The 22,569-nt window shown below is 44.9% G+C and carries 19 protein-coding genes; 9 read left to right on the top strand and 10 right to left on the bottom strand.

The window, feature by feature from the left end:
- Positions 1–24: 24 nt before the first annotated feature.
- From AACV32_RS15480 to AACV32_RS15470, 3 genes are read right to left on the bottom strand one after another with little or no spacing between them, the layout of a single operon-like run.
- Positions 25–795, bottom strand: coding sequence for a peptidoglycan binding protein CsiV (locus AACV32_RS15480; protein ID WP_047687968.1), 771 nt, complete (start codon positions 793–795; stop codon positions 25–27).
- Positions 796–823: 28 nt separating this feature from the next.
- Positions 824–4,285: a transcription-repair coupling factor gene (gene mfd / locus AACV32_RS15475; RefSeq protein ID WP_170895407.1), complete on the bottom strand. Its 3,462-nt coding sequence runs from the start codon at positions 4,283–4,285 to the stop codon at positions 824–826.
- Between the two features lie 8 nt (positions 4,286–4,293).
- Entirely contained in the window at positions 4,294–4,863 is a 570-nt protein-coding gene (locus AACV32_RS15470) for a hypothetical protein (protein ID WP_017048079.1), read from the bottom strand.
- Positions 4,864–5,028: 165 nt separating this feature from the next.
- Here AACV32_RS15470 and lolC point away from each other — a divergent pair, with 165 nt between their 5' ends.
- From lolC to lolE, 3 genes are read left to right on the top strand one after another with little or no spacing between them, the layout of a single operon-like run.
- Entirely contained in the window at positions 5,029–6,237 is a 1,209-nt protein-coding gene (gene lolC / locus AACV32_RS15465) for a lipoprotein-releasing ABC transporter permease subunit LolC (RefSeq protein ID WP_170895408.1), read from the top strand.
- Entirely contained in the window at positions 6,230–6,916 is a 687-nt protein-coding gene (gene lolD, locus AACV32_RS15460) for a lipoprotein-releasing ABC transporter ATP-binding protein LolD (RefSeq protein WP_017042302.1), read from the top strand. The genes lolC and lolD overlap by 8 nt, the downstream gene beginning before the upstream one ends.
- Positions 6,917–8,161: a lipoprotein-releasing ABC transporter permease subunit LolE gene (gene lolE / locus AACV32_RS15455; protein WP_013856531.1), complete on the top strand. Its 1,245-nt coding sequence runs from the start codon at positions 6,917–6,919 to the stop codon at positions 8,159–8,161.
- Positions 8,162–8,299: 138 nt separating this feature from the next.
- Here the strand turns inward: lolE and AACV32_RS15450 are convergent, their stop codons facing one another.
- Positions 8,300–8,809, bottom strand: a complete 510-nt coding sequence (locus tag AACV32_RS15450; protein ID WP_010319231.1) for a DUF2062 domain-containing protein — start codon at positions 8,807–8,809, stop codon at positions 8,300–8,302.
- 6 nt (positions 8,810–8,815) lie between these two features.
- On the opposite strand from AACV32_RS15450, the gene AACV32_RS15445 reads away from it, so the two are divergent.
- The 5 genes from AACV32_RS15445 to kdsB are packed head-to-tail and all read left to right on the top strand — an operon-like array spanning position 8,816 to position 14,775.
- Entirely contained in the window at positions 8,816–11,059 is a 2,244-nt protein-coding gene (locus tag AACV32_RS15445) for a DNA internalization-related competence protein ComEC/Rec2 (protein ID WP_249339517.1), read from the top strand.
- Positions 11,060–11,091: 32 nt separating this feature from the next.
- Complete coding sequence (msbA, locus tag AACV32_RS15440) at positions 11,092–12,840, top strand: lipid A ABC transporter ATP-binding protein/permease MsbA (protein WP_013856533.1); 1,749 nt, start codon at positions 11,092–11,094, stop codon at positions 12,838–12,840.
- A 3-nt stretch (positions 12,841–12,843) separates the two neighbouring features.
- Positions 12,844–13,863, top strand: a complete 1,020-nt coding sequence (lpxK, locus tag AACV32_RS15435) for a tetraacyldisaccharide 4'-kinase (protein ID WP_170895409.1) — start codon at positions 12,844–12,846, stop codon at positions 13,861–13,863.
- Positions 13,844–14,023, top strand: a complete 180-nt coding sequence (locus tag AACV32_RS15430; protein ID WP_013856535.1) for a Trm112 family protein — start codon at positions 13,844–13,846, stop codon at positions 14,021–14,023. The genes lpxK and AACV32_RS15430 overlap by 20 nt, the downstream gene beginning before the upstream one ends.
- Positions 14,023–14,775: a 3-deoxy-manno-octulosonate cytidylyltransferase gene (kdsB, locus tag AACV32_RS15425; protein WP_170895410.1), complete on the top strand. Its 753-nt coding sequence runs from the start codon at positions 14,023–14,025 to the stop codon at positions 14,773–14,775. The genes AACV32_RS15430 and kdsB overlap by 1 nt, the downstream gene beginning before the upstream one ends.
- 42 nt (positions 14,776–14,817) lie before the next feature.
- Here the strand turns inward: kdsB and AACV32_RS15420 are convergent, their stop codons facing one another.
- From AACV32_RS15420 to AACV32_RS15405, 4 genes are all read right to left on the bottom strand, one after another.
- Positions 14,818–15,336: a cytochrome b gene (locus AACV32_RS15420; RefSeq protein ID WP_017045183.1), complete on the bottom strand. Its 519-nt coding sequence runs from the start codon at positions 15,334–15,336 to the stop codon at positions 14,818–14,820.
- A 166-nt stretch (positions 15,337–15,502) separates the two neighbouring features.
- Positions 15,503–17,041 (bottom strand): SpoVR family protein, encoded by a 1,539-nt coding sequence (locus tag AACV32_RS15415; protein ID WP_013856538.1) that lies wholly within the window; start codon positions 17,039–17,041, stop codon positions 15,503–15,505.
- A gap of 12 nt (positions 17,042–17,053) precedes the next feature.
- Positions 17,054–18,325, bottom strand: a complete 1,272-nt coding sequence (locus AACV32_RS15410; RefSeq protein WP_170895411.1) for a YeaH/YhbH family protein — start codon at positions 18,323–18,325, stop codon at positions 17,054–17,056.
- Between the two features lie 82 nt (positions 18,326–18,407).
- A complete protein-coding gene (locus tag AACV32_RS15405) occupies positions 18,408–20,342 on the bottom strand; it encodes a PrkA family serine protein kinase (RefSeq protein ID WP_013856540.1) in 1,935 nt (644 codons plus the stop codon).
- A 374-nt stretch (positions 20,343–20,716) separates the two neighbouring features.
- Between AACV32_RS15405 and tnpA the strand changes: the two genes are divergently transcribed.
- Complete coding sequence (tnpA, locus tag AACV32_RS15400; RefSeq protein ID WP_026028341.1) at positions 20,717–21,154, top strand: IS200/IS605 family transposase; 438 nt, start codon at positions 20,717–20,719, stop codon at positions 21,152–21,154.
- Between the two features lie 101 nt (positions 21,155–21,255).
- Here tnpA and AACV32_RS15395 read toward each other — a convergent pair whose 3' ends face one another.
- Positions 21,256–21,756, bottom strand: a complete 501-nt coding sequence (locus AACV32_RS15395) for a YfbU family protein (RefSeq protein ID WP_013856541.1) — start codon at positions 21,754–21,756, stop codon at positions 21,256–21,258.
- Positions 21,757–21,879: 123 nt separating this feature from the next.
- Positions 21,880–22,545 carry an energy-coupling factor ABC transporter permease gene (locus AACV32_RS15390; protein ID WP_170888758.1) on the bottom strand — a complete coding sequence of 222 codons (666 nt, stop codon included), beginning with the start codon at positions 22,543–22,545 and terminating at the stop codon, positions 21,880–21,882.
- Between the last annotated feature and the right edge of the window lie 24 nt (positions 22,546–22,569).

The following is a 22,569-nucleotide window of genomic DNA, read 5'->3' as shown; positions in this document are numbered from 1 at the left end:
CCAGACAGGGCGCTTTGTTAGGCTTTATTCTGCAACGCGGCGAACTTGAATGATCATTCCCATTAATGGATGGTCTAGATAGTGGGTTTCGTTGCTGCGCATACGGCGTTTTTGGTCCATCCGATAGCTCTTTAAAAACTCTTCCTTTTCCACTGTTGGGGAGATAGCTTCTAGGTTCCCCAGTTGAACCTCGGCATTTTGCTCTTCAGGTGTAATATCTAACTCCAATGGTTTACTTTGGAGCATGATTTCTCGCACACTCGGGGCTTTAAGGTCGAGTGTAGTTTCAGCATAAAGATAGTGCTGCACATAGATTTGTAATTTACCGTCGAGTTCGTAAAGGGGACTCGCGATGTTTTGTTCTAGCACACCGTTTACTGGCGATTCTTCTAGTACGGCTACTTTTTCACTGCCGTCAGTATTGAATTTAGCGGAGTAATCTTTACCCGCCTGAATATGGAAAATCGGCGCGGAAGCTCTGCCTTGATCGCCTTGACGCCAAGCCGTATGCAATAGCACTTCAAAGCCGGCGTGGTTTTTCAGTTTTTGTGCTTGGTCGTTTAGTTGGTAGTCGGAAAAAGGCAGCATTTTCACGCCTTTTTCTTGGCGATAGTTTAAGTCACTAAAACTGCCCGCGCGTTGAATATTGATTTCAGGCAATGAGTTAGGCCACGACTCACTGAGCTTCTCTGCATCAATTGCACGCTTAAAAATGATCACTTCTATGTCAAATTGCCGTTGTGCCAGACTTGGCATCGAAATAAGCAAAAGTAGGAGTGGGATCAGTTTTTTCATTATGGCTCCATCATTTTTTGTGCGTAATTTATGCTCTAGGCATCAGGTTTTGTTGGAATTCGCTGAGCATACTCGACACAAATTGAATTCGTTCACGTCTATCAGCTAATGGTACAGCAAACTTAAACTTAGTTGGCCCTTCCATTGCAAATTTTTTCGGTTGTGATTGCAGAAGTCTAACCAAAAAGACGGGATTAATGTCAGCATCTGGATAGAACTCAATGTAGCCGCCTTTTTCATGCGCTTCGATTTTCTTCACTTTTATACGTGCAGCATCAATTTTGACTTCAGCAACGCCGAGTAAGTTATTTGCAGCATCAGGTAATTTACCAAAGCGATCAATCAACTCGACTTTGAGCTCGGCGAGTTCATCTCGGCTAGCGACACTCGCTATCTGTTTATACATGGAGAGGCGAGTATTTACATCAGGAATGTAATCATCGGGTAATAGCGCTGGCAAACGCATTTCCACTTCGGTTTGTTCACGAAGCAAATCGTCAAGAGAAGGTTCTCTGCCATTTTTTAATGCTTCAACCGCTTGCTCTAGCATCTCCATATAGAGAGTAAAACCAATTGATTGGATCTGACCGCTCTGTTCATCGCCCAATAATTCACCCGCTCCACGGATTTCTAAATCGTGCGTTGCTAGAGTAAAACCGGCTCCAAGATCTTCAAGAGATGCAATCGCTTCTAAACGTTTCACGGCATCTTTAGTGATGGCTTTAGGATGTGGAGTGAGTAAGTAAGCATAAGCTTGATGGTGAGAACGTCCTACTCGGCCACGAAGTTGGTGTAGCTGCGCTAAGCCAAGGTTATCTGCTCGGTCCATAATGATGGTGTTCGCGGTTGGGACATCAATCCCGGTTTCAATGATGGTTGTGCAAACCAATACATTGAATCGTTGGTGATAAAAGTCGTTCATCACTTTTTCCAGCTCACGTTCACGCATTTGTCCATGGGCGACGGTAATTCGAGCTTCAGGGACCAGCTTTTCTAAATCGGCAGCCACTTTGTCGATAGTTTCTACTTGGTTATGTAGAAAATAAACCTGTCCACCGCGCATGATTTCACGTAATACGGCCTCTCGAATCGTATTGTCATCATGTTGGCGTACAAAGGTTTTGATGGCTAATCGTCGTGCGGGTGGTGTGGCGATAATCGATAGATCGCGCATTCCGCTCATCGCCATGTTTAACGTGCGCGGAATCGGCGTTGCCGTTAGCGTGAGAATATCCACATCAGCACGCATCGCTTTCACTTTTTCTTTTTGGCGAACGCCAAAACGGTGTTCTTCATCAACGATCAAAAGACCAAGATCGCTAAATTTTAGCTCGCTGGAAAGCAGTTTATGCGTGCCAACCAAAATGTCGACTTTGCCGTCGGCGACATCTTGTAGTATCTGCTTTTGCTCTTTCGCTGATTTGAAGCGTGATAAAACTTCGACACGGATCGGCAGGTTAGCAAATCGGTCTCGAAAGTTTTCAAAATGCTGCTGCGCGAGTAAGGTTGTCGGCACTAATACGGCCACTTGTTTATTGTTGTCGGTGCAAACAAAGGCGGCGCGCATGGCGACTTCTGTTTTGCCAAATCCAACGTCACCACACACTAATCGGTCCATCGCTTTTTTCTGACACATGTCCGATAGCACGGCGTTGATAGCTGTATTTTGATCATCGGTTTCTTCAAATGGGAAACCTGCTTTAAAGGTCGCGTATTGGCCACGATCCAGAGCGAACTTATAGCCTGGTTTGAGCTCTCGTTTGGCGTAAACATCCAGCAGTTCCGCAGCAACATCACGGATTTTTTCGGCCGCTTTTCGTCGTGCCTTGGTCCATGCTTCACCCCCGAGTTTATGCAATGGTGCACTTTCTTCCGCGCCGCCAGAGTAACGACTAATGAGATTCAATGAAGCGACAGGGACATAAAGTTTGGCTTCGTTTTGATACTCAAGGGTGACGTATTCGGTCATCATGCCACCCGCTTCAAGCGTCTGTAACCCGAGATAACGGCCGATACCATGATCAATATGAACAACGGGTTGTCCTGGTTTGAGTTCGGCTAAGTTACGAATGACAGCGTCACTATTGGTGACTTTACGGTCTTTCTTACGGCGAAGAATGACACGGTCACCGAGTAAATCACTTTCGCAGATGAACGCTAAGTTGGCATTGTTATCGATAAAGCCGTGCTCAGATGCCCCTAATACGAGACATTGTTTTTCTTTTGCTTGGCACGCTTGCTGGAAGGTTTCTTTTTCGATAGGGCGCAGTTTTACGCGTTGCAATAGCTCTAGTAATGCTTCGCGACGGCCTTCTGATTCGACGGAAAAAATGATTTTCCCAGTGAAACTTTCACTAAATTGCCGGATGGCGGCTAAAGGCTCTTTATTTTGATGCATGACCGCCAAGTCGGGTAATGCACTGACCGTTAAATTGATCCGCCCTTGCTTTTCTGAAATCGGTTCTACACTGAGTTGGAGCTGAGCCACGTTTTTGAAAAGACTGAAAAGCTCATCTTTTTTAAGCCACAATTCATGAGGCGGCAGTAACGGGCGAAGAGGGTCAACTTTACGCTGCTGGTAACGATATTCGACGTCGGTTAAAAACTGGTCAATCGCTGTTTCGATATTTCCTACGACAATTAGTTGGCTTTCTGGCGCGATATAATCAAACAAGGTTTCGGTGTGTTCAAAAAATAGCGGTTGCCAGTATTCAATACCGGCTGGCCAAATCCCCTTTGAGACTTGCATATAGACAGATTCTGGTTCACGACGCGCTTCAAATCGTTGACGCCAGCGGGTGCGAAAATCTTCAATCGCACTTTCTGTGGTGGGAAATTCATGAGCAGGTAGCAAGCGTATCTCACTGATCTCTTCAATTGAGCGTTGATTCTCAGGATCGAAGGTGCGTATGGTGTCGATTTCATCATCAAAAAAATCAATGCGATAAGGATCGCTGCTGCCCATTGGAAATAAATCAAGAATCGAACCTCGGCTGGCGTACTCGCCTGGGCCAAACACTTGATCAACATGACGATAGCCCGATTTTTCCAGCTGAAGACGCAGTTTATCTAAGGAAAACTGATCGCCAGTTTTAAACATCAGGGTATGCTGTAGCAGAAATTCTCGCGGCGTCTGACGCTGCAATATGGTGCTCACTGGCACAATGGTAATGCCTGTTTTCAAGCTCGGTAATTGATACAGGCGCGCGATGCGATCAGAAATGATCTCTTGATGAGGCGAAAAACTATCATAAGGCAAAGTTTCCCAATCAGGAAACAGCGCCACTTCGGCGTCACTAAACTGCTCAATTTCGTGCTGCAGCTTTAAGGCGGTTTGAGGATCAGGTACAGCCAGTAAAGTGTGGCTATTATGCTGGTTGGCCAGCTCTGCAATTGCCAACGCAAGGCTTGCACCACGTAGGTTACCAATGTGTTTTTTGTCGCCCGCGCCAGCAGGTTTAATCAGAGTCAGTAAAGAGTGTGTAGTCATGAGAACGCTTATGGTTTATTTCGGTCTAAAGAGCGTTGACGCAGCAATTTTTGCTGCTGGTACAGTGCGGCTTTAATCAAGAGATCTTGGTCAGTATCTCGCAGTAAATCGTATTTCATCGTGATGAGATAGTGTTGCTCGTCCGCTTGGCAATCAATCACCGAACTATAGCAATAAATAGCGGCTGCAGGGTGGTCCAAAAACAGTTTACAGCGGGCTTGGGTACCAATCTCTAGTGCGTTTGGATAACGAAGAGAGAAGCGACTGGCGCCAAATGTGCTGGTGATGAAGCGTGAATGTGGCTCATCTTGCTGTGATAACATAAAGGTCAGCAACAAATTCAGTTTCGAATTTTGAGTATCAAGTAACTGAACGACGTGCTTGAAATCACTATTTTTCAGTTCTAGTCGTGCACTTTCGGTGAGTGCATCCAACTGGCTAAACTCACTGGCCACAATAAATGGGGCAGGAATCTCCGCTTCAAATATTGATTGGGAAGGTAGCATAAATGTGCTGTCTAAAAGTTCAATATTGGTTGTCAGTCCATAGTGAACCGTAAAAAATTCTTGCTCGGTCATAAAGGCATCCTTCTCATCGCTTTGTTGATTATCGTCATACCGGCGAACTAATCAAGGTATGTCCTTGTTATCGAGTCTATTTAACCGATTTTTGGCAAATTAAAGCTACAACCTTCCACCGTTTCTCGTTACAGTACTGAGCATCACTTTTAGGCGGTTTTTCTTATGTTTCATCCTATTTCGGCGTTCATCGGCTTGCGTTATTTACGTGGGCGATCCGGTGATAGATTCAGTCGATTTGTCTCTTATATGTCTACGGCGGGGATAACCATTGGCGTGATGTCACTGGTGACGGTGCTTTCGGTCATGAATGGTTTTGAATCCCAGCTCAAAAATAGAATTTTAGGTGTGTTGCCTCAGGCTGTAGTTTCGCAAAATGGCGATCGCACTTTGCTCACGCAAGATGTGCCTCAATTCATTAGCCAGCTCTCTAGCGCCAGAGCGGCTGAACCGATTGTACGCAGTGAAGCGGTTGTTCAAAGCTCATCGCAACTGGCCGCAGGTTTGTTGATGGGAATTGAACCGAATCAACATGATCCGATTGCGGCGCACTTGATTGCGGGTCAAGTGAGTGCGCTCAAGCCGGGCGAATATCAACTCTTCCTTGGCCATTCATTGGCGCGGGCGCTCAACGTGACAATTGGCGATAAAGTGCGTTTGATGGTCACTTCAGCTAGCCAATTTACCCCCTTAGGTCGTATTCCTGCGCAGCGTAATTTTACAGTCGCAGGCATCTTCAATACGGGGTCTGATGTGGATGGACAGCTGATGCTGACGCACATCAAAGATGCAGCGCGATTGCTTCGTTTACCATCAAATACTGTGTCGGGATGGCGGCTCTTTTTTGATGATCCTTTTGTGGTTGCAGACCTAGCTAGCGCACCTTTACCTGAGGGATGGCAATGGAGTGACTGGCGAGATCAGCGTGGCGAGTTGTTCCAAGCTGTTCGCATGGAAAAAAATATGATGGGTTTGATGCTTGGGTTGATTGTTGGCGTGGCGGCTTTCAATATCATTTCCGCGTTGATCATGGTGGTGATGGAAAAACAAGCTGAGGTCGCGATTTTGAAAACGCAAGGCATGACAGATCAACAAGTACTGGCCATTTTTATGGTTCAAGGCGCGAGTAGTGGAGTGATTGGTTCGCTTGTCGGTGGTGTGTTAGGCGTATTGCTGGCGGATAACCTCAATGGATTATTAGAAAGCATGGGGGTTGCGCTGTTCTCTGTGGGGGGAACGCTGCCCGTAGTGATTAACCCCATGCAAATTATGTTGGTGGTGATAGCGGCCATCACGCTCAGCTTATTCGCGACACTGTTTCCTTCCTACCGCGCGTCATCCGTAAAACCTGCCGAGGCTTTAAGATATGAATAACCTTTTACAATGCCATAACGTATGCAAAACCTACCAAGAAGGGGAGCTACGGACTCAAGTGCTAAAAGGCGTCAGTTTTGGCATTCAAGCGGGGGAGTTAGTCTCAATTATTGGGACTTCTGGATCTGGGAAAAGTACGTTATTACACATTCTGGGTGCACTAGATGAGGCAACCGAAGGTTCAGTGTCGTTTCTAGGTCAGGATTTATCGAGCTTAAGCTCCAATAAACAAGCGAACATTCGCAATCAACATTTGGGTTTTGTGTACCAGTTCCACCATTTATTAGCCGATTTCACCGCTCTTGAGAATGTGGCCATGCCGTTGCTTATTGGTGGCCAAAAAGTATCGCGTGCTAAACAGGCCGCGCAAGCATTGTTAGAAAAAGTGGGGTTGGGACATCGTTTATCTCATCGACCTTCTGAGCTCTCTGGTGGAGAGCGGCAACGGGTAGCGATTGCGCGAGCGCTTGTCAATCAACCCGATTTGGTGTTAGCCGATGAGCCTACGGGCAACCTTGATCACAAAACGGCGCTAGCGATTTATGATTTGATGCGTCAAATGAATCAAGAGTTTGGCACGGCATTTTTAGTGGTAACGCATGATAGCGAACTTGCTGAAAAAATGGACAGACAGATGCACATGCAAGATGGTTTGCTGATTAATGTGGAGGCACCGTAGATGTTCACCTCGCTCTCTTTAGTGATTGGTCGGCGTTTTAGTCTGGCAAAGCAGCGTAATAAAATGGTGTCGTTTATCTCGCTCTCTTCCATTATCGGTATCGCCGTGGGCGTTGCGGTGATCATCGTGGGCTTGTCGGCGATGAATGGTTTTGAGAGAGAGCTGCAGAATCGCGTGTTATCTGTCATTGCACACGGAGAGTTTGAAGGGGTTCAACAACCCATCGCAAACTGGTCGTCATTAGTCAAGCAAGCCGTGCAGCATCCAAAAGTGGAAGCGGCCGCTCCTTATGTAAAATTGACGGCGCTGGCAGAGAAAGGCGCGCAACTGAAAGCGATTGAGGTGCGCGGAATTGATCCGCAAATGGAGCGCGCCGTGTCGCGTTTATCTCAATTTGTCTCTTCCGATGCATGGCAAGGTTTTGTCGCAGGTCAGCAACAGGTCATTTTAGGCAAAGGAGTGGCGGATAAATTGGGCGCGGCAGTCGGTGACTATGTCACTTTGATGATCCCCTCTGCGAATGAGAGCGCTAAAGTTCAAGCGCCAAAGCGCGTGCGCGTCAAGGTCTCAGGGCTTTTGGAGCTCAATGGCCAAATTGACCACAGCCTTGCATTAGTGCCATTGGCAGATGCACAAGCTTACGCCAAATTAGGAGAGCGAGTGACGGGCGTTGCTATCAAGGTCTCAGAGGTATTAAATGCAACTCAAATTGTAAGAGAGGTCGGCAATACGCTTGATCAATACGTCTATCTACGCAGTTGGCAGCAAAAATTTGGCTTTTTGTACCGTGATATTCAGCTGGTCAGAACCATTATGTATTTGGTGATGGTGCTGGTGATTGGTGTGGCGAGCTTCAACATCGTTTCAACACTTATGATGGCGGTCAAAGATCGTGCGGCTGAAATCGCCATTTTGCGCACTATGGGCGCGACCGATGGATTAGTAAAACGAATTTTTGTCTGGCAGGGTGTTTTCTCTGGTGTATTAGGCAGTGTGATAGGTGGCGTGTTAGGTGTGTTGATTGCGTGGAATTTAACAGCGTTAATCAAAGGATTAGAACGGTTAGTCGGCCATCAGTTTTTGTCTGGTGATATCTATTTTGTCGACTTTTTGCCATCACAAGTGAACCTATCGGATGTGGTGCTTGTCTCTTCGACGGCGATTGTGTTGAGCCTATTAGCTACTTGGTATCCGGCCTCTAGGGCCAGTCAACTGAATCCGGCGTCTGTGCTTAGCGCTAAATAATCTCAACTCGGATTCTTTTCGTTCATCAGCATTGAGCTATTTTTAGCAAACAAAAAGGACCATTTGGTCCTTTTTCAACATCATGCGACATCGTTTTACATGCTCAGTTGTATAGCCAGTCTCAATCTCTTGAAGCTTTTATCTCGCTTGGCGCTTTTGCCAGCTTCTTACGACAGAATAGCGCCATAAACCGTGAATGCCGAAGTAGCCGATTATGGCGGAGATCACTCCGCACATCATGCAACCCAAAAGGAATGGCGGACCAATGGTACTCATTTGTTGCATGATAAAATGCCAAGAGAGTTCAAAGTGAAATGGTTGTGGTGGTGTTTGCATTACCCATGCGCCAAGCTTGTAGGCGAAGTAGAACAGCACTGGCATGGTGATGGGGTTGCTAATCCAGACCAAGGCTACAGAGAGCGGTAAATTGACGCCGCACATAATGGCAAGGCCAGCGGACATGATCATTTGACTCGGAAGTGGAACAAAAGCCATGAACAAACCTACGGCGAAGGCGCCCGCTGCTGAGCGGCGGTTCAAACACCATAAATTGGGGTTGTACAGCACATTGCCAAAAATTTTTAATGCCTTCTGACGCTTAATCACTTCATGGTTAGGCATAAAACGTTTGATGAACTTTCTTGGCATCGTGACATGACTCTCTTATCTAATTACTGGACCCTAGCTTCGTTTTCGCTAACCGCCATTTCTGCTTCTTATTGGCCTTGGATGCCAGATTGGAAATGGAGTATGCCTCTATTCGCCATTCTTATACTCTCTGTCGGTTATAGAAAACTGCGCTTTCTCTCAGGAGTAACAATGGCTTTAGTGGTCATTGTGATCAGCGGGAACTTATTACGTGAGCAGTCCAACACTATTTTTCAGACAGGTTCGAATATTACCATAAACGGGCAGGTTAACAGCTTTTTTAGACAAATTACTCATGGTTATGAAGGAACAATTTCGATTCGATCAATCAATGGTCAAACCTTAGGCATTTTTTTGCGGCCCAAGGTGCGATTAATTGCTCCTTTACCGTTGAAGTATGGTGACGTGGCTGAATTCTCCATCACAGTAAAACCTATCTTTGGTCGGTTAAATGAGACCGGGTTTGATGCAGAGGCGTACTCTTTGAGCCAAGGTATTGTGGCTCGTGCAACGGTTAATAATGGACAGTCTTATCGCATTGAATCATTACCAGAATGGCGAGCACAATGGTACCAGAAGATCAAAACCTGGCTCGCTGATGATCCCAATCTTGGTATTTTAATGGCGCTTACGTTTGGTGAGCGCAGTGATATTTCAACGGCACAGTGGCAAGCATTACGAGACAGTGGGCTGATTCATTTGGTCGCCATTTCTGGTCTGCACATTGGCATCGCGTTTGGTTTTGGTTATAGCCTTGGGCTCGTATTGATGCGTTTGCATCATCGCATGGGGTGGTCGCCATTCGTCGTAGGAAGCTTGTGCGCACTAGGCTATGCTTGGTTGGCTGGCTTTACCTTGCCCACTCAACGCGCGCTCATCATGTGTTTGCTCAATGTGGCGATGATTGTCCTCAATGTCCGTATCAATACGTTGCAGCGACTGCTTATGACGTTATCGGCGGTGCTGCTTATCGATCCTTTTGCTGCGTTATCCAGTAGCTTTTGGATGTCCTTTATTGCTGTCTCAGTGGTGTTCTACCAACTTTCTCTACCTCAAACTCAGCGATTTTTTTTATGGCGTTTATTGACGATGCAGATTGGGTTAGTGCTGTGTATGCTTCCGGTAACTGCTTATTTTTTCGGTGGAGTCAGTACCAGTGCGGCGCTCTATAACTTAGTGTTTATTCCTTGGTTCAGTTTTGTGGTGGTTCCGGCGATCTTTGTGGCTTTAGTGTGTACGGTTTTGACTTTTGATGGCGCACCTATGGTGTGGCATTGGGTGGCCAAATTACTCATTCCAGTTGATTGGTCAATACATTATTCAAGCCTCAGTTGGTTTCCTATTTCTGGGGCTGTTTTGGCTCTGTTGAGCAGTGCTCTGTTGCTGTTTGTGTTTTCACCGTTGATCTCGCGTTTTGCACTTGCGGTTTACAGCCTCATTGTGATGGTTTCTTGGCTCACCATTCCGATAAAAACAGGTTGGCGGATTGATGTGTTAGATGTTGGGCATGGGTTGGCGGTGTTGATCGAAAAAGAAGGACGCTACGTGCTTTATGATACTGGTGCAAGTTGGCAAGGCGGTGATCACATCCAGGCAACAGTTGCCCCCGTGTTAAACAAACGGGGAGCTACGCAATTAGACGGGTTGATTTTGAGTCACTTGGATAACGACCATGCAGGTGGAAGAGCGGAAGTTGAGCGTGTTTGGCAGCCCAAATGGAAACGTGCTAGTCAAACGATAGCGGGTTACCAACCTTGTATTGCTGGCGAACAATGGCAGTGGCAACAACTCTCTTTTGATGTTATCTGGCCACCAAAAACTGTAGCGCGGGCTTACAATCCTCACTCTTGCGTGATTCGAATCTTTGACCAAAATACCGGTTTTTCAGTGCTTTTACCCGGGGATGTGGATGCTATGAGTGAGTGGTTACTTGCGCGAACAGAGCGATCCTTACAAAGTCATATCCTGCTTGTACCACACCACGGTAGTAGGACATCTTCTACTGTTGCTTTGATTAGTAAGGTGAATCCTGAGGTCGCTATTGCCTCGCTCGCCAAAGGCGGACGCTGGCAATTACCTTCCGCACAGGTTGTTCAACGCTACCAACAACATGGAGCAAACTGGTTGGATACGGGTGAAGCAGGGCAAATTAGCGTTATTTTTGGCATGCAGAATTATCAAGTTAGCAGCTTGCGTATCTCTCACTCTCAGGCTTGGTATAGGCAGATGCTCCGTAACGAGGTAGAATGAGCGCAATATTTTCTTAAAAACAAAGCATTTCTATGTCACTCAATACTGACGAAACCACTTGGCAAACCTTCAAACGCCTGTGGACTTATATCCGCCTATATAAATCTGGCCTAGCAGTTGCGGTTGTCGCATTGATTATCAATGCGGTCTCTGACACCTATATGGTGTCATTACTTAAGCCTCTTCTAGATGAAGGATTTGGTAATGCGGAATCCGATTTTTTGCGAGTGCTGCCTTTTATTATTTTGGGGATGATGGCGCTACGTGGTTTAAGTGGCTTTGTCTCCTCGTACTGCTTGAGCTGGGTTTCTGGCAATGTTGTGATGTTGATGCGTCGAAAAATCTTCAATCAATTCATGCACATGCCTGTCAGTTTTTTTGATAGAGAATCAACGGGTGGTCTATTATCACGTATCACCTATGATTCAGAGCAAGTGGCTGGGGCGACCAGTCGTGCATTGGTCAGCATTGTTCGCGAAGGTGCGAGTATCATCGGCCTATTGACCTTGATGTTTTGGAATAGCTGGCAGTTATCTTTGGTATTAATCGTGGTTGCGCCAGTGGTTGCGATGGGGATTGGCATTGTCTCTAAACGTTTTCGCAAGATATCAAAAGGGATGCAGACCACCATGGGTGATGTGACCTCTTCAGCAGAGCAGATGCTAAAAGGGCACAAAGTCGTACTGAGCTATGGTGGACAAGACGTAGAGCGTAAACGTTTTGACCATGTCAGCAATCAAATGCGTCAACAAACAATGAAGCTGGTTGCGGCGCAGTCCACTGCTGACCCTATTATTCAAATGATTGCTTCTTTAGCACTTGTCACTGTGCTGTTTTTAGCCAGCGTTGATTCTATCCGTGCCGAATTAACACCAGGTACTTTTACGGTGGTGTTCTCGGCAATGTTTGGCTTGATGCGACCACTGAAAGCGTTAACGAGTGTTACCTCCGATTTCCAACGTGGTATGGCGGCCAGCCAAACATTATTTGAGCTGATTGATTTAGAAACCGAGCGCGACACTGGCCAGTTTGAAGCCGAAAAAGTACGTGGTGACGTTAGAGTTCAGGATGTGACCTTTACTTATCAAGGTAAAGAAAAACCAGCGCTGTCTCATGTGAGCTTTGAGATTCCTCAAGGTAAAACGGTCGCGCTTGTTGGGCGTTCCGGCTCAGGGAAAAGTACTATCGCGAGCCTCTTGACTCGTTTTTATGATGTCGATTCAGGTGCTATCTATCTAGATGATCATGATATTCGCGATTATAAACTGAAGAACTTGCGCACCCACTTTGCGCTGGTTTCGCAAAATGTTCACCTCTTCAACGATACCATTGCCAATAATATTGCTTACGCGGCAGAAAATGAGTATACGCGTGAGCAAATTGAGCACGCGGCTAGGCTTGCTCATGCCATGGAGTTTATCAATAACATGCCTGATGGCTTGGATACCATGATTGGTGAGAATGGAGCCAGTTTATCGGGTGGTCAACGTCAACGAGTAGCGATTGCACGAGCGTTATTACGTGATGCACCCGTACTTATCCTAGATGAGGCGACTTCTGCGTTGGATACAGAATCTGAGAGAGCGATTCAATCAGCACTTGAAGAGCTACAAAAGAATAAAACGGTATTGGTCATTGCGCACCGCTTGTCGACGATTGAAGAAGCCGATGAAATTCTAGTGGTCGATGAGGGTGAAATTATCGAACGTGGTCATCATGCTCAGTTAATTGCACAAGATGGGGCGTATGCCCAACTACATCGAATTCAATTTGGTGACTAATCAGTGATTGAAAAAATCTGGTTCGGACATCACCCAGCGTGTTTTTTGTTGTGGCCACTGTTGTGGCCACTGTTGTGGCCACTGAGTGTCTTGTTTCTGTTGGTCAGTCAAGCACGTAAGCGAGCATTCCAAGCGAACAAAAAAGAGCGCTATAAGGCTCCCGTTCCTGTGGTGGTGGTGGGTAATATTACGGCGGGTGGTAATGGTAAAACACCGTTGGTTGTATGGTTAGTGGAAGCTTTACAAGAACAAGGTTTCAAACCAGGAGTTGTTTCGCGTGGGTATGGTGGTAAAGCTCCGATTTATCCATTAGTGCTGCAAAGTGACACGCCAACCACTCACTGCGGTGACGAACCTAAATTGATTCACCAGCGCACGGGTGCTCCGGTTGCTGTTGCACCAAAGCGCTCACAAGCAGTGCAAGCCCTGCTTCCGTTGGGTGTTGATGTGATCATCACTGACGATGGCCTTCAGCACTATGCATTGGAGCGTGATCTCGAATTTGCAGTCGTGGACGGCGTTCGTCGCTTCGGTAATGAGCAGTTCATGCCTTTAGGTCCGTTAAGAGAGCCACTCTCTCGGTTAGCGGAAGTTGATTTTATTGTGACTAATGGCGGTCAAGCTCAATATGGCGAATTGGCTATGCACCTTTCACCTAGCTTAGCCGTTAACTTAGTGACAGGTCAGCAAGCGCCAGTGAGCCAGTTAGCTGCATTAGTGGCTTTTGCTGGCATTGGTTATCCCACGCGCTTTTTCAATACATTAGAAGCTTTAGGTGCAAAGACGGTATTGACCCAAGGTTTTGCGGATCACCGAGAGTATCAATATTCAGAATTAGAGGCGCTTGCGCAACATGGAGCAAACGTCATCATGACAGAAAAAGACGCAGTGAAATGTGCGGCCTTTGCACAAGAAAACTGGTGGTATCTTCCCGTTTCTGCGCAATTTAGTTCGCCAGATGAAAGGCGTATTTTGGACAAAATAAAAGAGGTAATGGAGTCATATGGATCACCGTCTGCTTGAAATTGTAGCTTGCCCTGTATGTAAAAGTAAGTTGACTTATGATAAAGAAAATCAAGAGCTTATTTGTAAGTTAGATCGTTTGGCCTACCCAATAAAAGAAGGGATTCCTGTGTTGCTTGAGCCAGAAGCGCGCAGCATGACGATGGATGAGGGACGATAATGGCTTTCACCGTTGTTATCCCTGCTCGTTATCAGTCAACTCGCTTACCTGGCAAACCTTTGGCCGATATCGGCGGTAAACCCATGATTCAGTGGGTTTATGAGCAAGCGTTACAATCGGGAGCTGAGCAGGTCGTTATTGCTACTGATGATGCTCGTGTTGAAGCGGCTGTCCATGCGTTTGGTGGCAATGTTTGTATGACATCATCACATCACGAGTCCGGTACTGAGCGTTTAGCCGAAGTGGTGAAATTAATGGGCATTGCCGATCACCACATTATTGTTAACGTACAAGGTGACGAGCCACTCATTCCACCGAGCATCATCAAGCAGGTCGCTAACAATTTAGCCAACAGTAGCGCGCCGATGGCGACTTTAGCGGTTGAAATTACTGATCAAGCTGAAGTGTTTAACCCTAACGCGGTTAAAGTGGTAACAGATCAAGAGGGTTACGCGCTGTATTTCAGCCGTGCGACAATTCCTTGGGATAGAGACAATTTTGCAGCTGGTGGTCAAACGGTGATTCAGCCATTGCTACGTCATATTGGTATTTACGCTTATCGGGCTGGTTTCATCAATACTTATATCAACTGGCAACCCAGTGTACTTGAGAAAATGGAGTGTTTAGAGCAGCTTCGAGTACTGTGGTATGGTGAAAAAATTCACGTTGCCGTTGCTAAAGAAGCACCACCTGCAGGGGTAGATACACCAGAAGATTTAGAGTTAGTGAGAGCGATAGTAAGCCAACGTTAGCTAAAAAAGGAGCAATTATGCTCCTTTTTATCACCGAGTTAATTACGGTTTTATGCGTGCCATGACCTGATCTTTTACGATGAAGTGATGATAAAGAGCCGCTGCGATATGACCACCGATAACAGTCAATACAATCACCTGCATTACTTCGCCGTGTAAAGTTTTCCCTATGTTATAAAGCCAATCACTCTTACCTATCAATGAGGGAATAGCATCGCCTGCCAGAGTTAATGTCCGACCTTTTCCTGCAAAACGAAGATAACCACTGATTGGAACAAGCAATGTAAGGAGGTAAAGGGCAGCATGCGCTCCATATAGCAGCTTCTGCATAAGGTCACTTTCATACACTGGCGCTGGTGCTGTTGTGCTTAGTTTTACGGCTAAACGAATCATCGATAATCCAAAAACAGCGACTCCAAACCATGCATGTAAGTTCAGCCATAACACTCGCATTTCGCTACCTTTATCGGAGAATGAACGAAATGAATCGCTTAAAAACAGCAATACGAACAGTAATGCTATAACCCAGTGTATAGCGATGATGATTTTGTTGTGCTTCATTAGTCAAATACCCTTATAAATATTAGTGATTTTATTTAAGCAAATATTTAATGAATGAAATGTGAACAAAGCTGTAAGGATGTATTACAAATATTTTTTTAATAAAAAATGCGCAACGAATGAGGTCGCGCATTATGAAGTCGATATTTAAGGTAACGACTTGTTCTTATGTGTCACGTTCGCCGTGTGGTGGGCAAGTCGCTAAAATTTCACGTCGGCCACTCTCTTTGACTTCCTCTAAAATGACATCAAACCCCCATAAACGGTAAAGGTGTTTTAGTACCTCATGACAGCTTTGATCTAAAGGAATTCTATCGTGTGGAACGTGTTGAAGCGTCAGTGAACGATCACCACGTACATCCACGTTATAAACTTGAATATTCGGTTCTAAATTACTGAGATTGTACTGTGCCGCAAGCTTTTCACGGATGGCGTGATAGCCAATATCATCGTGAATGGCACTAACTTCAATAAAATTCTTGCGATCGTCATCCACAATGGCAAACAGCTTGAAATCGCGCATTACTTTAGGTGAAAGATACTGGCTAATGAAGCTCTCGTCCTTAAAGTTGTGCATAGCAAAATGAAGCGCATCTAACCATTCTGTGCCAGCAAGCTCAGGAAACCATTCCCTGTCTTCATCGGTTGGCTCTTCACAAATACGTTTAATATCTCGGAACATAGCAAAGCCAAGTGCATATGGATTGATGCCACTAAAATAGGGGCTGTTGTAAGAAGGTTGTGCGACGACACTGGTGTGGCTGTGTAGAAACTCAAGAATGAATTTCTCAGAAACAAAACCTTCATCATAAAGGTGATTCAAGATAGTGTAGTGCCAGAATGTGGCCCAGCCTTCATTCATCACTTGCGTCTGTTTTTGTGGGTAAAAATATTGGCTTATTTTCCTCACAATACGAACGATCTCCCGTTGCCATGGCTCAAGCAGTGGCGCATGTTTCTCAATGAAATAAAGAATGTTTTCTTGTGGCTCACTTGGAAAACGAACTTTAAGATCTTCTTCTTTGGTTTTTGCTTTGGGCACGGTGCGCCACAGTTCATTAACTTGTGATTGTAGATAAGCTTCGCGCTCTTCTTGACGTGCTTTTTCTTCTGCTATCGATATTTTTTCAGGTCGTTTATAGCGGTCAACACCATAATTCATTAACGCATGGCATGAGTCGAGCAGCGATTCGACTTCGGGTACGCCATATTTTTCTTCGCATTCTGAAATGTAGTTTTTGGCAAACAAGAGATAGTCAATGATAGAGCTCGCATCCGTCCAAGTTTGGAAAAGGTAGTTGCCTTTGAAAAACGAGTTGTGTCCATAGCAAGCGTGCGCCATCACTAAGGCTTGCATGGTGACGGTGTTTTCTTCCATCAAATAGGCAATGCATGGGTCTGAGTTAATCACGATCTCATACGCGAGCCCCATTTGGCCATGTTTGTAACCTTGTTCCGTTTGAATAAATTTTTTGCCAAATGACCAGTGGCTGTAATTAATCGGCATGCCAATGCTGGAGTAGGCATCCATCATCTGCTCGGAGGTAATAACTTCAATTTGATTAGGGTAAGTATCGAGACGATAAAACTCAGCTACCCGGCGTATTTCAGTATGGTATTTCTCCAAAAGCTCAAACGTCCAGTCAGGTCCGTCTGGTAACAATTTGCTCTTGCGTTTTGAAGTGCCTTTCGCTTTTGTTGTCATTAGTATGCCTCCCTAAGCTGTTTCCTTTTGGAATAGCTCCCTAAATACAGGGAATATGTCATCCACGGTGCGAATGTTTTTAATCGCAAAATTGCCAAATGAGGGTTGTAATTTTTCGTACTCGTGCCACAAGGTTTGGTGTGAGCGACGAGTGATTTCAATATAAGCGTAATACTGGCAATATGGCAGAAGCTTATTGGTGAGGAGTTCTTTACAACGAGGCGAATCATCAGCCCAGTTATCACCATCGGATGCTTGAGCTGCGTAGATATTCCATTCGCCGAGAGGGTAGCGTTGTTCAATGATTTCATGCATTAATTTCAGTGCGCTAGAAACAATCGTGCCGCCGGTCTCTTGAGAGTAGAAGAACTCGTGCTCATCCACCTCTTTGGCTTGCGTATGGTGACGAATAAACACCACTTCGACATTTTCATAAGTGCGAGTTAAAAATAGATACAGCAACACGTAAAAACGTTTGGCAATATCTTTAGTCGCTTGATCCATTGAACCCGACACATCCATTAAGCAGAACATAACAGCTTGGCTCGATGGAATGGGGCGCTTTTCAAAGTTTTTGAAACGCAGGTCAAACGTATCAATAAACGGCACACTTTCAATTTTTTTACGCAACGCTTCGATTTCTTGTTTAAGTCGCTTCTCTTCTAATACTTGAGCGGGCTCTCTATTTTGAATGCGCAGTAACTCTTCTTCTAATTCCCCCATTAAACGACGTTTTCCCGCTGTCATTGCGGTGCGGCGAGCTAGTGATTGTTGCAAAGAGCGAACTACAGCAATGTTCGACGGTACACCTGCCGTTTTGAAACCTGCGCGATGAGTTTTCCATTCTGTAATCTTATTGATTTGATTTTTTTCTAGATTAGGCAATTCCAGATCTTCAAACAGTAGATCAAGATATTCATCTTTAGAGATTTGGAAAATAAATTCATCTTGGCCTTCGCCATCAGCACTCGCATCACCTTGTCCTGAACCATTGCCTTGTCCGCCACCTTTAGGTCTCTCAATTTTATCACCAGTAACAAACTGGTCATTACCCGGGTGAACTCGTTCTTTTAGGCCGCCTTTTCCTTGATGAAACACGGGTTCTTTGATGTCGTGATTTGGGATCGACACATCTTCGCCAGACTCGGTGTTGGTGATGGAGCGACGATTCACTGCGTCTGCAACAGATTCTTTGATCTGCTCTTTATGACGGCGTAAAAAGCGTTGTCTATTGACCGCGCTTTTGTTTTTACCGTTCAATCTTCTATCGATAAATTGCGCCATGAGTATCCCCTTGAAAACGTCACCTTTACGTTAGCCATTGTTCGTATGGCTAACGCATGTACAGGTTTTGGTTTGCTTGAAGTTAAGAAGATTTACGGACGCGTAAATACCACTCAGACAACAGCCTTACTTGTTTTTCTGTATAACCTTTCTCCATCATACGAGCGACAAAATCGTCGTGTTTTTTCTGATCATCAGATGAGGTTTTGGCATTAAAAGAGATAACAGGAAGTAGCTCTTCGGTATTTGAGAACATTTTTTTCTCAATGACGGTACGCAGTTTTTCGTAACTGGTCCAAACCGGATTTTGTCCATTGTTGTGCGCTTTCGCACGCAGTACAAAATTGACGATTTCATTTCGGAAATCTTTCGGGTTACTAATGCCTGCTGTTTTCTCGATTTTTTCTAACTCGTTATTGAGCGATGAACGATCGAAAAGTTGGCCAGTTTCAGGATCACGATACTCTTGGTCTTGGATCCAGAAATCAGCATAAGTAACGTAGCGGTCAAAAATATTTTGACCGTATTCAGAATAAGATTCCAAATAAGCCGTTTGAATCTCTTTACCAATGAACTCGACATAACGAGGCACTAAGTAGCCTTTTAAAAACTCCATATATCGTTCAGCGATTTCTTGAGGGAACTGCTCGCGTTCAACTTGCTGTTCGATGACATAGAACAGATGAACGGGGTTAGCCGCAACTTCCGTTTGGTCAAAGTTGAATACGCGCGACAGTATTTTAAAGGCAAAGCGAGTCGATAAACCGGACATACCTTCGTCAACACCTGCGTAGTCACGATACTCTTGATAGCTTTTTGCTTTTGGATCGGTATCTTTTAGCGTTTCACCATCGTAGACGCGCATTTTGGAGAATAGTGACGAGTTTTCCGGCACTTTTAGGCGCGAGAGGATACTAAATTGACCAAGTAATTCTAGTGTGCTTGGTGAGCATGGCGCTTTGGATAGTTCACTGTGTTCAAGCAGTTTTTGGTAAATTTTCACTTCTTCCGAGACGCGTAAACAGTAAGGGACTTTAACGATATAAACCCGGTCCAAAAACGCTTCGTTGTTTTTGTTGTTACGGAATGTCTGCCACTCTGATTCGTTTGAGTGCGCTAAAATCATGCCATCAAAGGGTAGGGCGGATAACCCTTCTGTTCCGTTGAAGTTTCCTTCTTGCGTGGCGGTTAAGAGTGGGTGAAGCACCTTAATTGGCGCTTTGAACATCTCAACAAACTCCATTAACCCTTGGTTGGCTTTACAGAGTGCACCGGAATAGCTATATGCATCGGGGTCATCTTGCGAGAAATGCTCGAGTTTTCGAATATCCACTTTCCCAACCAGTGACGAAATGTCTTGGTTGTTTTCATCACCGGGTTCTGTTTTTGCGACGGCAATTTGATCGAGAATTGAAGGTCGTACTTTGACGACTTTGAATTTGGAAATATCGCCACCAAACTCGTGTAAGCGTTTGGCCGCCCAAGGTGATGTAATTGAGCGTAAATAGCGTTTTTCTATCCCATATTCCTGCTTGAGGATTTCGCCATCTTCAACCACATCAAACAGACAAAATGGGTGGTCATTGACTGGGCTACGAACGCCATTTGCAGACAAAACATAAATAGGCATTTGTTGCATTAAAGCTTTGAGTTTCTCCGCCAGTGAAGATTTACCGCCACCAACTGGACCGAGTAGATAGAGAATTTGTTTTCTTTCTTCTAAACCTTGGGCAGCGTGTTTGAGGTAGGAAACAATCTGTTCTATGGCTTCTTCCATGCCATAGAAATCCTCAAAAGTTTTATAACGAGAAATCACCCGGTTAGAGAAAATGCGACTCAATCGGGGGTGTTTTGCTGTGTCTATCAGCTCAGGCTCACCAATCGCCATTAACAGCCGCTCTGCTGCATTGGCATAAGCACTTTTATCTTCTTTACACAGAGCTAAAAACTCTTGCAGTGATAGCTCTTCATCCTTGGCGGCTTCATAGCGTGCCTGAAAGTGGTCAAAAATACTCATAGTGAATTCCCCTCTGAAAACTGTCTAACTGACAACACCGCTTAAAAACACAAATTAATAACAATTTAAGACTAGTCCGAGTTTGACAATTTTGCTTAACAATTATGTGTTTATTTAAATTTCGTGACAGTAATAACGTCGAGCAGGTTGAACTATTTAGTGTGTGAATATCAAGAGTTCGAGGGATAAGTTGGTGTTGGAGTTAATAACTGCGAGGGGGAATGTAAAAAAGACGCAGTGTCTGCGTCTTTTCATTGTCACCGCTAAACCACCGCCTTGGGCGGTGGTGATTGAACCTTGGGGCTATTGCCCGCAGAAGTGCCCATGTTAGAAGTAAACCTCTTATTCACCACAAGTAAGAGGAAACAAAAAACATGGGCGACTACAGAAGTTCATCACATGTCCATTGGCGTTGTAAATACCACATAGTTTGGACGCCGAAATACAGATTCAAGATCCTGAAAGGGAATGTAGGTAAGGAGCTTTATCGCTCAATCTATATTTTATGCAATATGAAAGATTGTGAGGTATTGGAACTAAATGTTCAGCCGGATCATGTTCATCTGGTTGTGATAGTTCCACCAAAAGTTTCTATCTCAACGTTGATGGGAGTGTTGAAAGGACGTTCGGCAATTCGGTTGTTTAACAAATTCCCCCATATAAGAAAGAAGCTCTGGGGGAATCATTTTTGGGCAAGAGGTTACTTTGTCGATACGGTTGGCGTAAATGAAGAAATCATCAGACGGTACGTCAGACACCAAGACAAGAAAGATCAAGAATATGAGGCGCAGTTAGAGTTGAAGATGAACTAACAGCGCGAGGATGCCCCCTTTCAGGGGGCTGTAAACCAAAGCCGCCTTCTAAGAAGGCGGATTTTTACCTTTCGTCAGCCTACCTTGCTAGGTATTAAAATTTAGGCATTAAAAATTTGTGTAAATTCTGCGGTTGACAAATGGTATTGGCGAGGACAATTACGCCAAGCCGTTAACATGCGACGATATTTATCTGACATTGGCATTTGGCTGTTGAAGTGGTGATCAGCTTTATCAAATTGTGGGTAAAGCCCTTCAGACTCAACCAAGAAACGCACGTAATGAACGCGTTGTGACTCTTTAGCGATATCAAACCCTAAAAAGTGCAGGCGGCGCTGATCCACATTTTTGCTTTCTGCATCGGAGAGCATTTTGTGTGATTCTTGCATAGCGTGATACATCTCCATGATGTCGATCACTTCGCGGCACTCCGCTTCGGTCAAGCAGCCAAATTCTTTGTTGAGTTCTCGCATTTGCAGTTCATAACCACGTTCTACAATGGTTTGTAACCGCTTGTATTTTTTGGCGTTGTTGGGATCCATCTGTGACATCAAAAAATACTGATTAGATAGAATCAGTCGTTGAGCGTTGGTCATTTCCATGAAGGTAGCCTCACTAAATTTTATGTTCTATTTGATGGCATAAGGTTAACAGCAATTATCGACAATGAAACATGATCTCAACACGGATTTAATATGGAAAGCATAAAATGTGTGCAATTCTTGTTACTTTTTGTGTAAGTGGTTATAGATATAATCTTTGTCGGAAAAGACACGCAACCATTCTGGCTTAAATACGGATAGTATCGCTAACGCCATACCATTGAGCAGCCCTTCTGGGAAAGCGAGTAAAGGAACAAAAATTAGGTAATTATCGCGGATGACTTGCCAGTCATGTTGCCCAAGAAGCAATTGATAAGCGGTGTTAATGGCCAAATGCAGGCTACCCGTCAGGCCGCCATTTAAAAAACCAGCCACAAAAATAAACACAAAAATATTGCGCGGTAGATAATGATAACTCAAAGCAAACAAAGCATAACTAACTAGGATTGGCAGTAGCGATGATAGTAGTAAGTATTCGGGGATGTTAAAGAAGGTCAGTTTACCGACCACCGCCAGTGCAAATGTAACAGGAATAGTTATAACAAATGCGCAACGCCAGCCAAACATCATCGTGAGGGTTGTTAAACCGAGAAAATGGATAGGCAATCCTTCGGTCACTCCGGCTTGAGCTAACCACAAAAGAAAAAGTGCAAAAGAGGCAAAATAGGTGAGATGCTGAAAGGATTTCTCGGCCTTAAACTTTGTCCAAAATGAGTATTTAAAATCGCGAAGGGTCGTTAACCCAACAAGTAGCAGGAGCAATAGCACCGCAAGTTGTTCCAGCTGCATGGCTAGCCTCTCTATAAAAATGCC

Origin of the sequence: Vibrio sp. B7, from assembly GCF_963888765.1 — a bacterium.
In the GTDB taxonomy this organism is placed as follows: domain Bacteria; phylum Pseudomonadota; class Gammaproteobacteria; order Enterobacterales; family Vibrionaceae; genus Vibrio; species Vibrio anguillarum.
The sequence above is the reverse complement of the archived record's forward strand: the minus strand, read 5'-3'. Positions and strand labels throughout refer to the sequence as shown.

Bases quoted from the DNA above. Each gene is read 5' to 3' on its own strand.
- msbA (WP_013856533.1), top strand. From the start codon at position 11,092: ATGTCACTCAATACTGACGAAACCACTTGGCAAACCTTCAAACGCCTG.
- AACV32_RS15395 (WP_013856541.1), bottom strand. From the start codon at position 21,756: ATGGAAATGACCAACGCTCAACGACTGATTCTATCTAATCAGTATTTT.
- AACV32_RS15470 (WP_017048079.1), bottom strand. From the start codon at position 4,863: ATGACCGAGCAAGAATTTTTTACGGTTCACTATGGACTGACAACCAAT.
- AACV32_RS15420 (WP_017045183.1), bottom strand. From the start codon at position 15,336: ATGAAGCACAACAAAATCATCATCGCTATACACTGGGTTATAGCATTA.
- AACV32_RS15410 (WP_170895411.1), bottom strand. From the start codon at position 18,325: ATGGCGCAATTTATCGATAGAAGATTGAACGGTAAAAACAAAAGCGCG.
- AACV32_RS15430 (WP_013856535.1), top strand. From the start codon at position 13,844: ATGGATCACCGTCTGCTTGAAATTGTAGCTTGCCCTGTATGTAAAAGT.
- lolC (WP_170895408.1), top strand. From the start codon at position 5,029: ATGTTTCATCCTATTTCGGCGTTCATCGGCTTGCGTTATTTACGTGGG.
- AACV32_RS15445 (WP_249339517.1), top strand. From the start codon at position 8,816: ATGACTCTCTTATCTAATTACTGGACCCTAGCTTCGTTTTCGCTAACC.
- AACV32_RS15390 (WP_170888758.1), bottom strand. From the start codon at position 22,545: ATGCAGCTGGAACAACTTGCGGTGCTATTGCTCCTGCTACTTGTTGGG.
- lolD (WP_017042302.1), top strand. From the start codon at position 6,230: ATGAATAACCTTTTACAATGCCATAACGTATGCAAAACCTACCAAGAA.
- kdsB (WP_170895410.1), top strand. From the start codon at position 14,023: ATGGCTTTCACCGTTGTTATCCCTGCTCGTTATCAGTCAACTCGCTTA.
- AACV32_RS15405 (WP_013856540.1), bottom strand. From the start codon at position 20,342: ATGAGTATTTTTGACCACTTTCAGGCACGCTATGAAGCCGCCAAGGAT.
- lolE (WP_013856531.1), top strand. From the start codon at position 6,917: ATGTTCACCTCGCTCTCTTTAGTGATTGGTCGGCGTTTTAGTCTGGCA.
- AACV32_RS15415 (WP_013856538.1), bottom strand. From the start codon at position 17,041: ATGACAACAAAAGCGAAAGGCACTTCAAAACGCAAGAGCAAATTGTTA.
- tnpA (WP_026028341.1), top strand. From the start codon at position 20,717: ATGGGCGACTACAGAAGTTCATCACATGTCCATTGGCGTTGTAAATAC.
- mfd (WP_170895407.1), bottom strand. From the start codon at position 4,285: ATGACTACACACTCTTTACTGACTCTGATTAAACCTGCTGGCGCGGGC.
- AACV32_RS15480 (WP_047687968.1), bottom strand. From the start codon at position 795: ATGAAAAAACTGATCCCACTCCTACTTTTGCTTATTTCGATGCCAAGT.
- AACV32_RS15450 (WP_010319231.1), bottom strand. From the start codon at position 8,809: ATGCCAAGAAAGTTCATCAAACGTTTTATGCCTAACCATGAAGTGATT.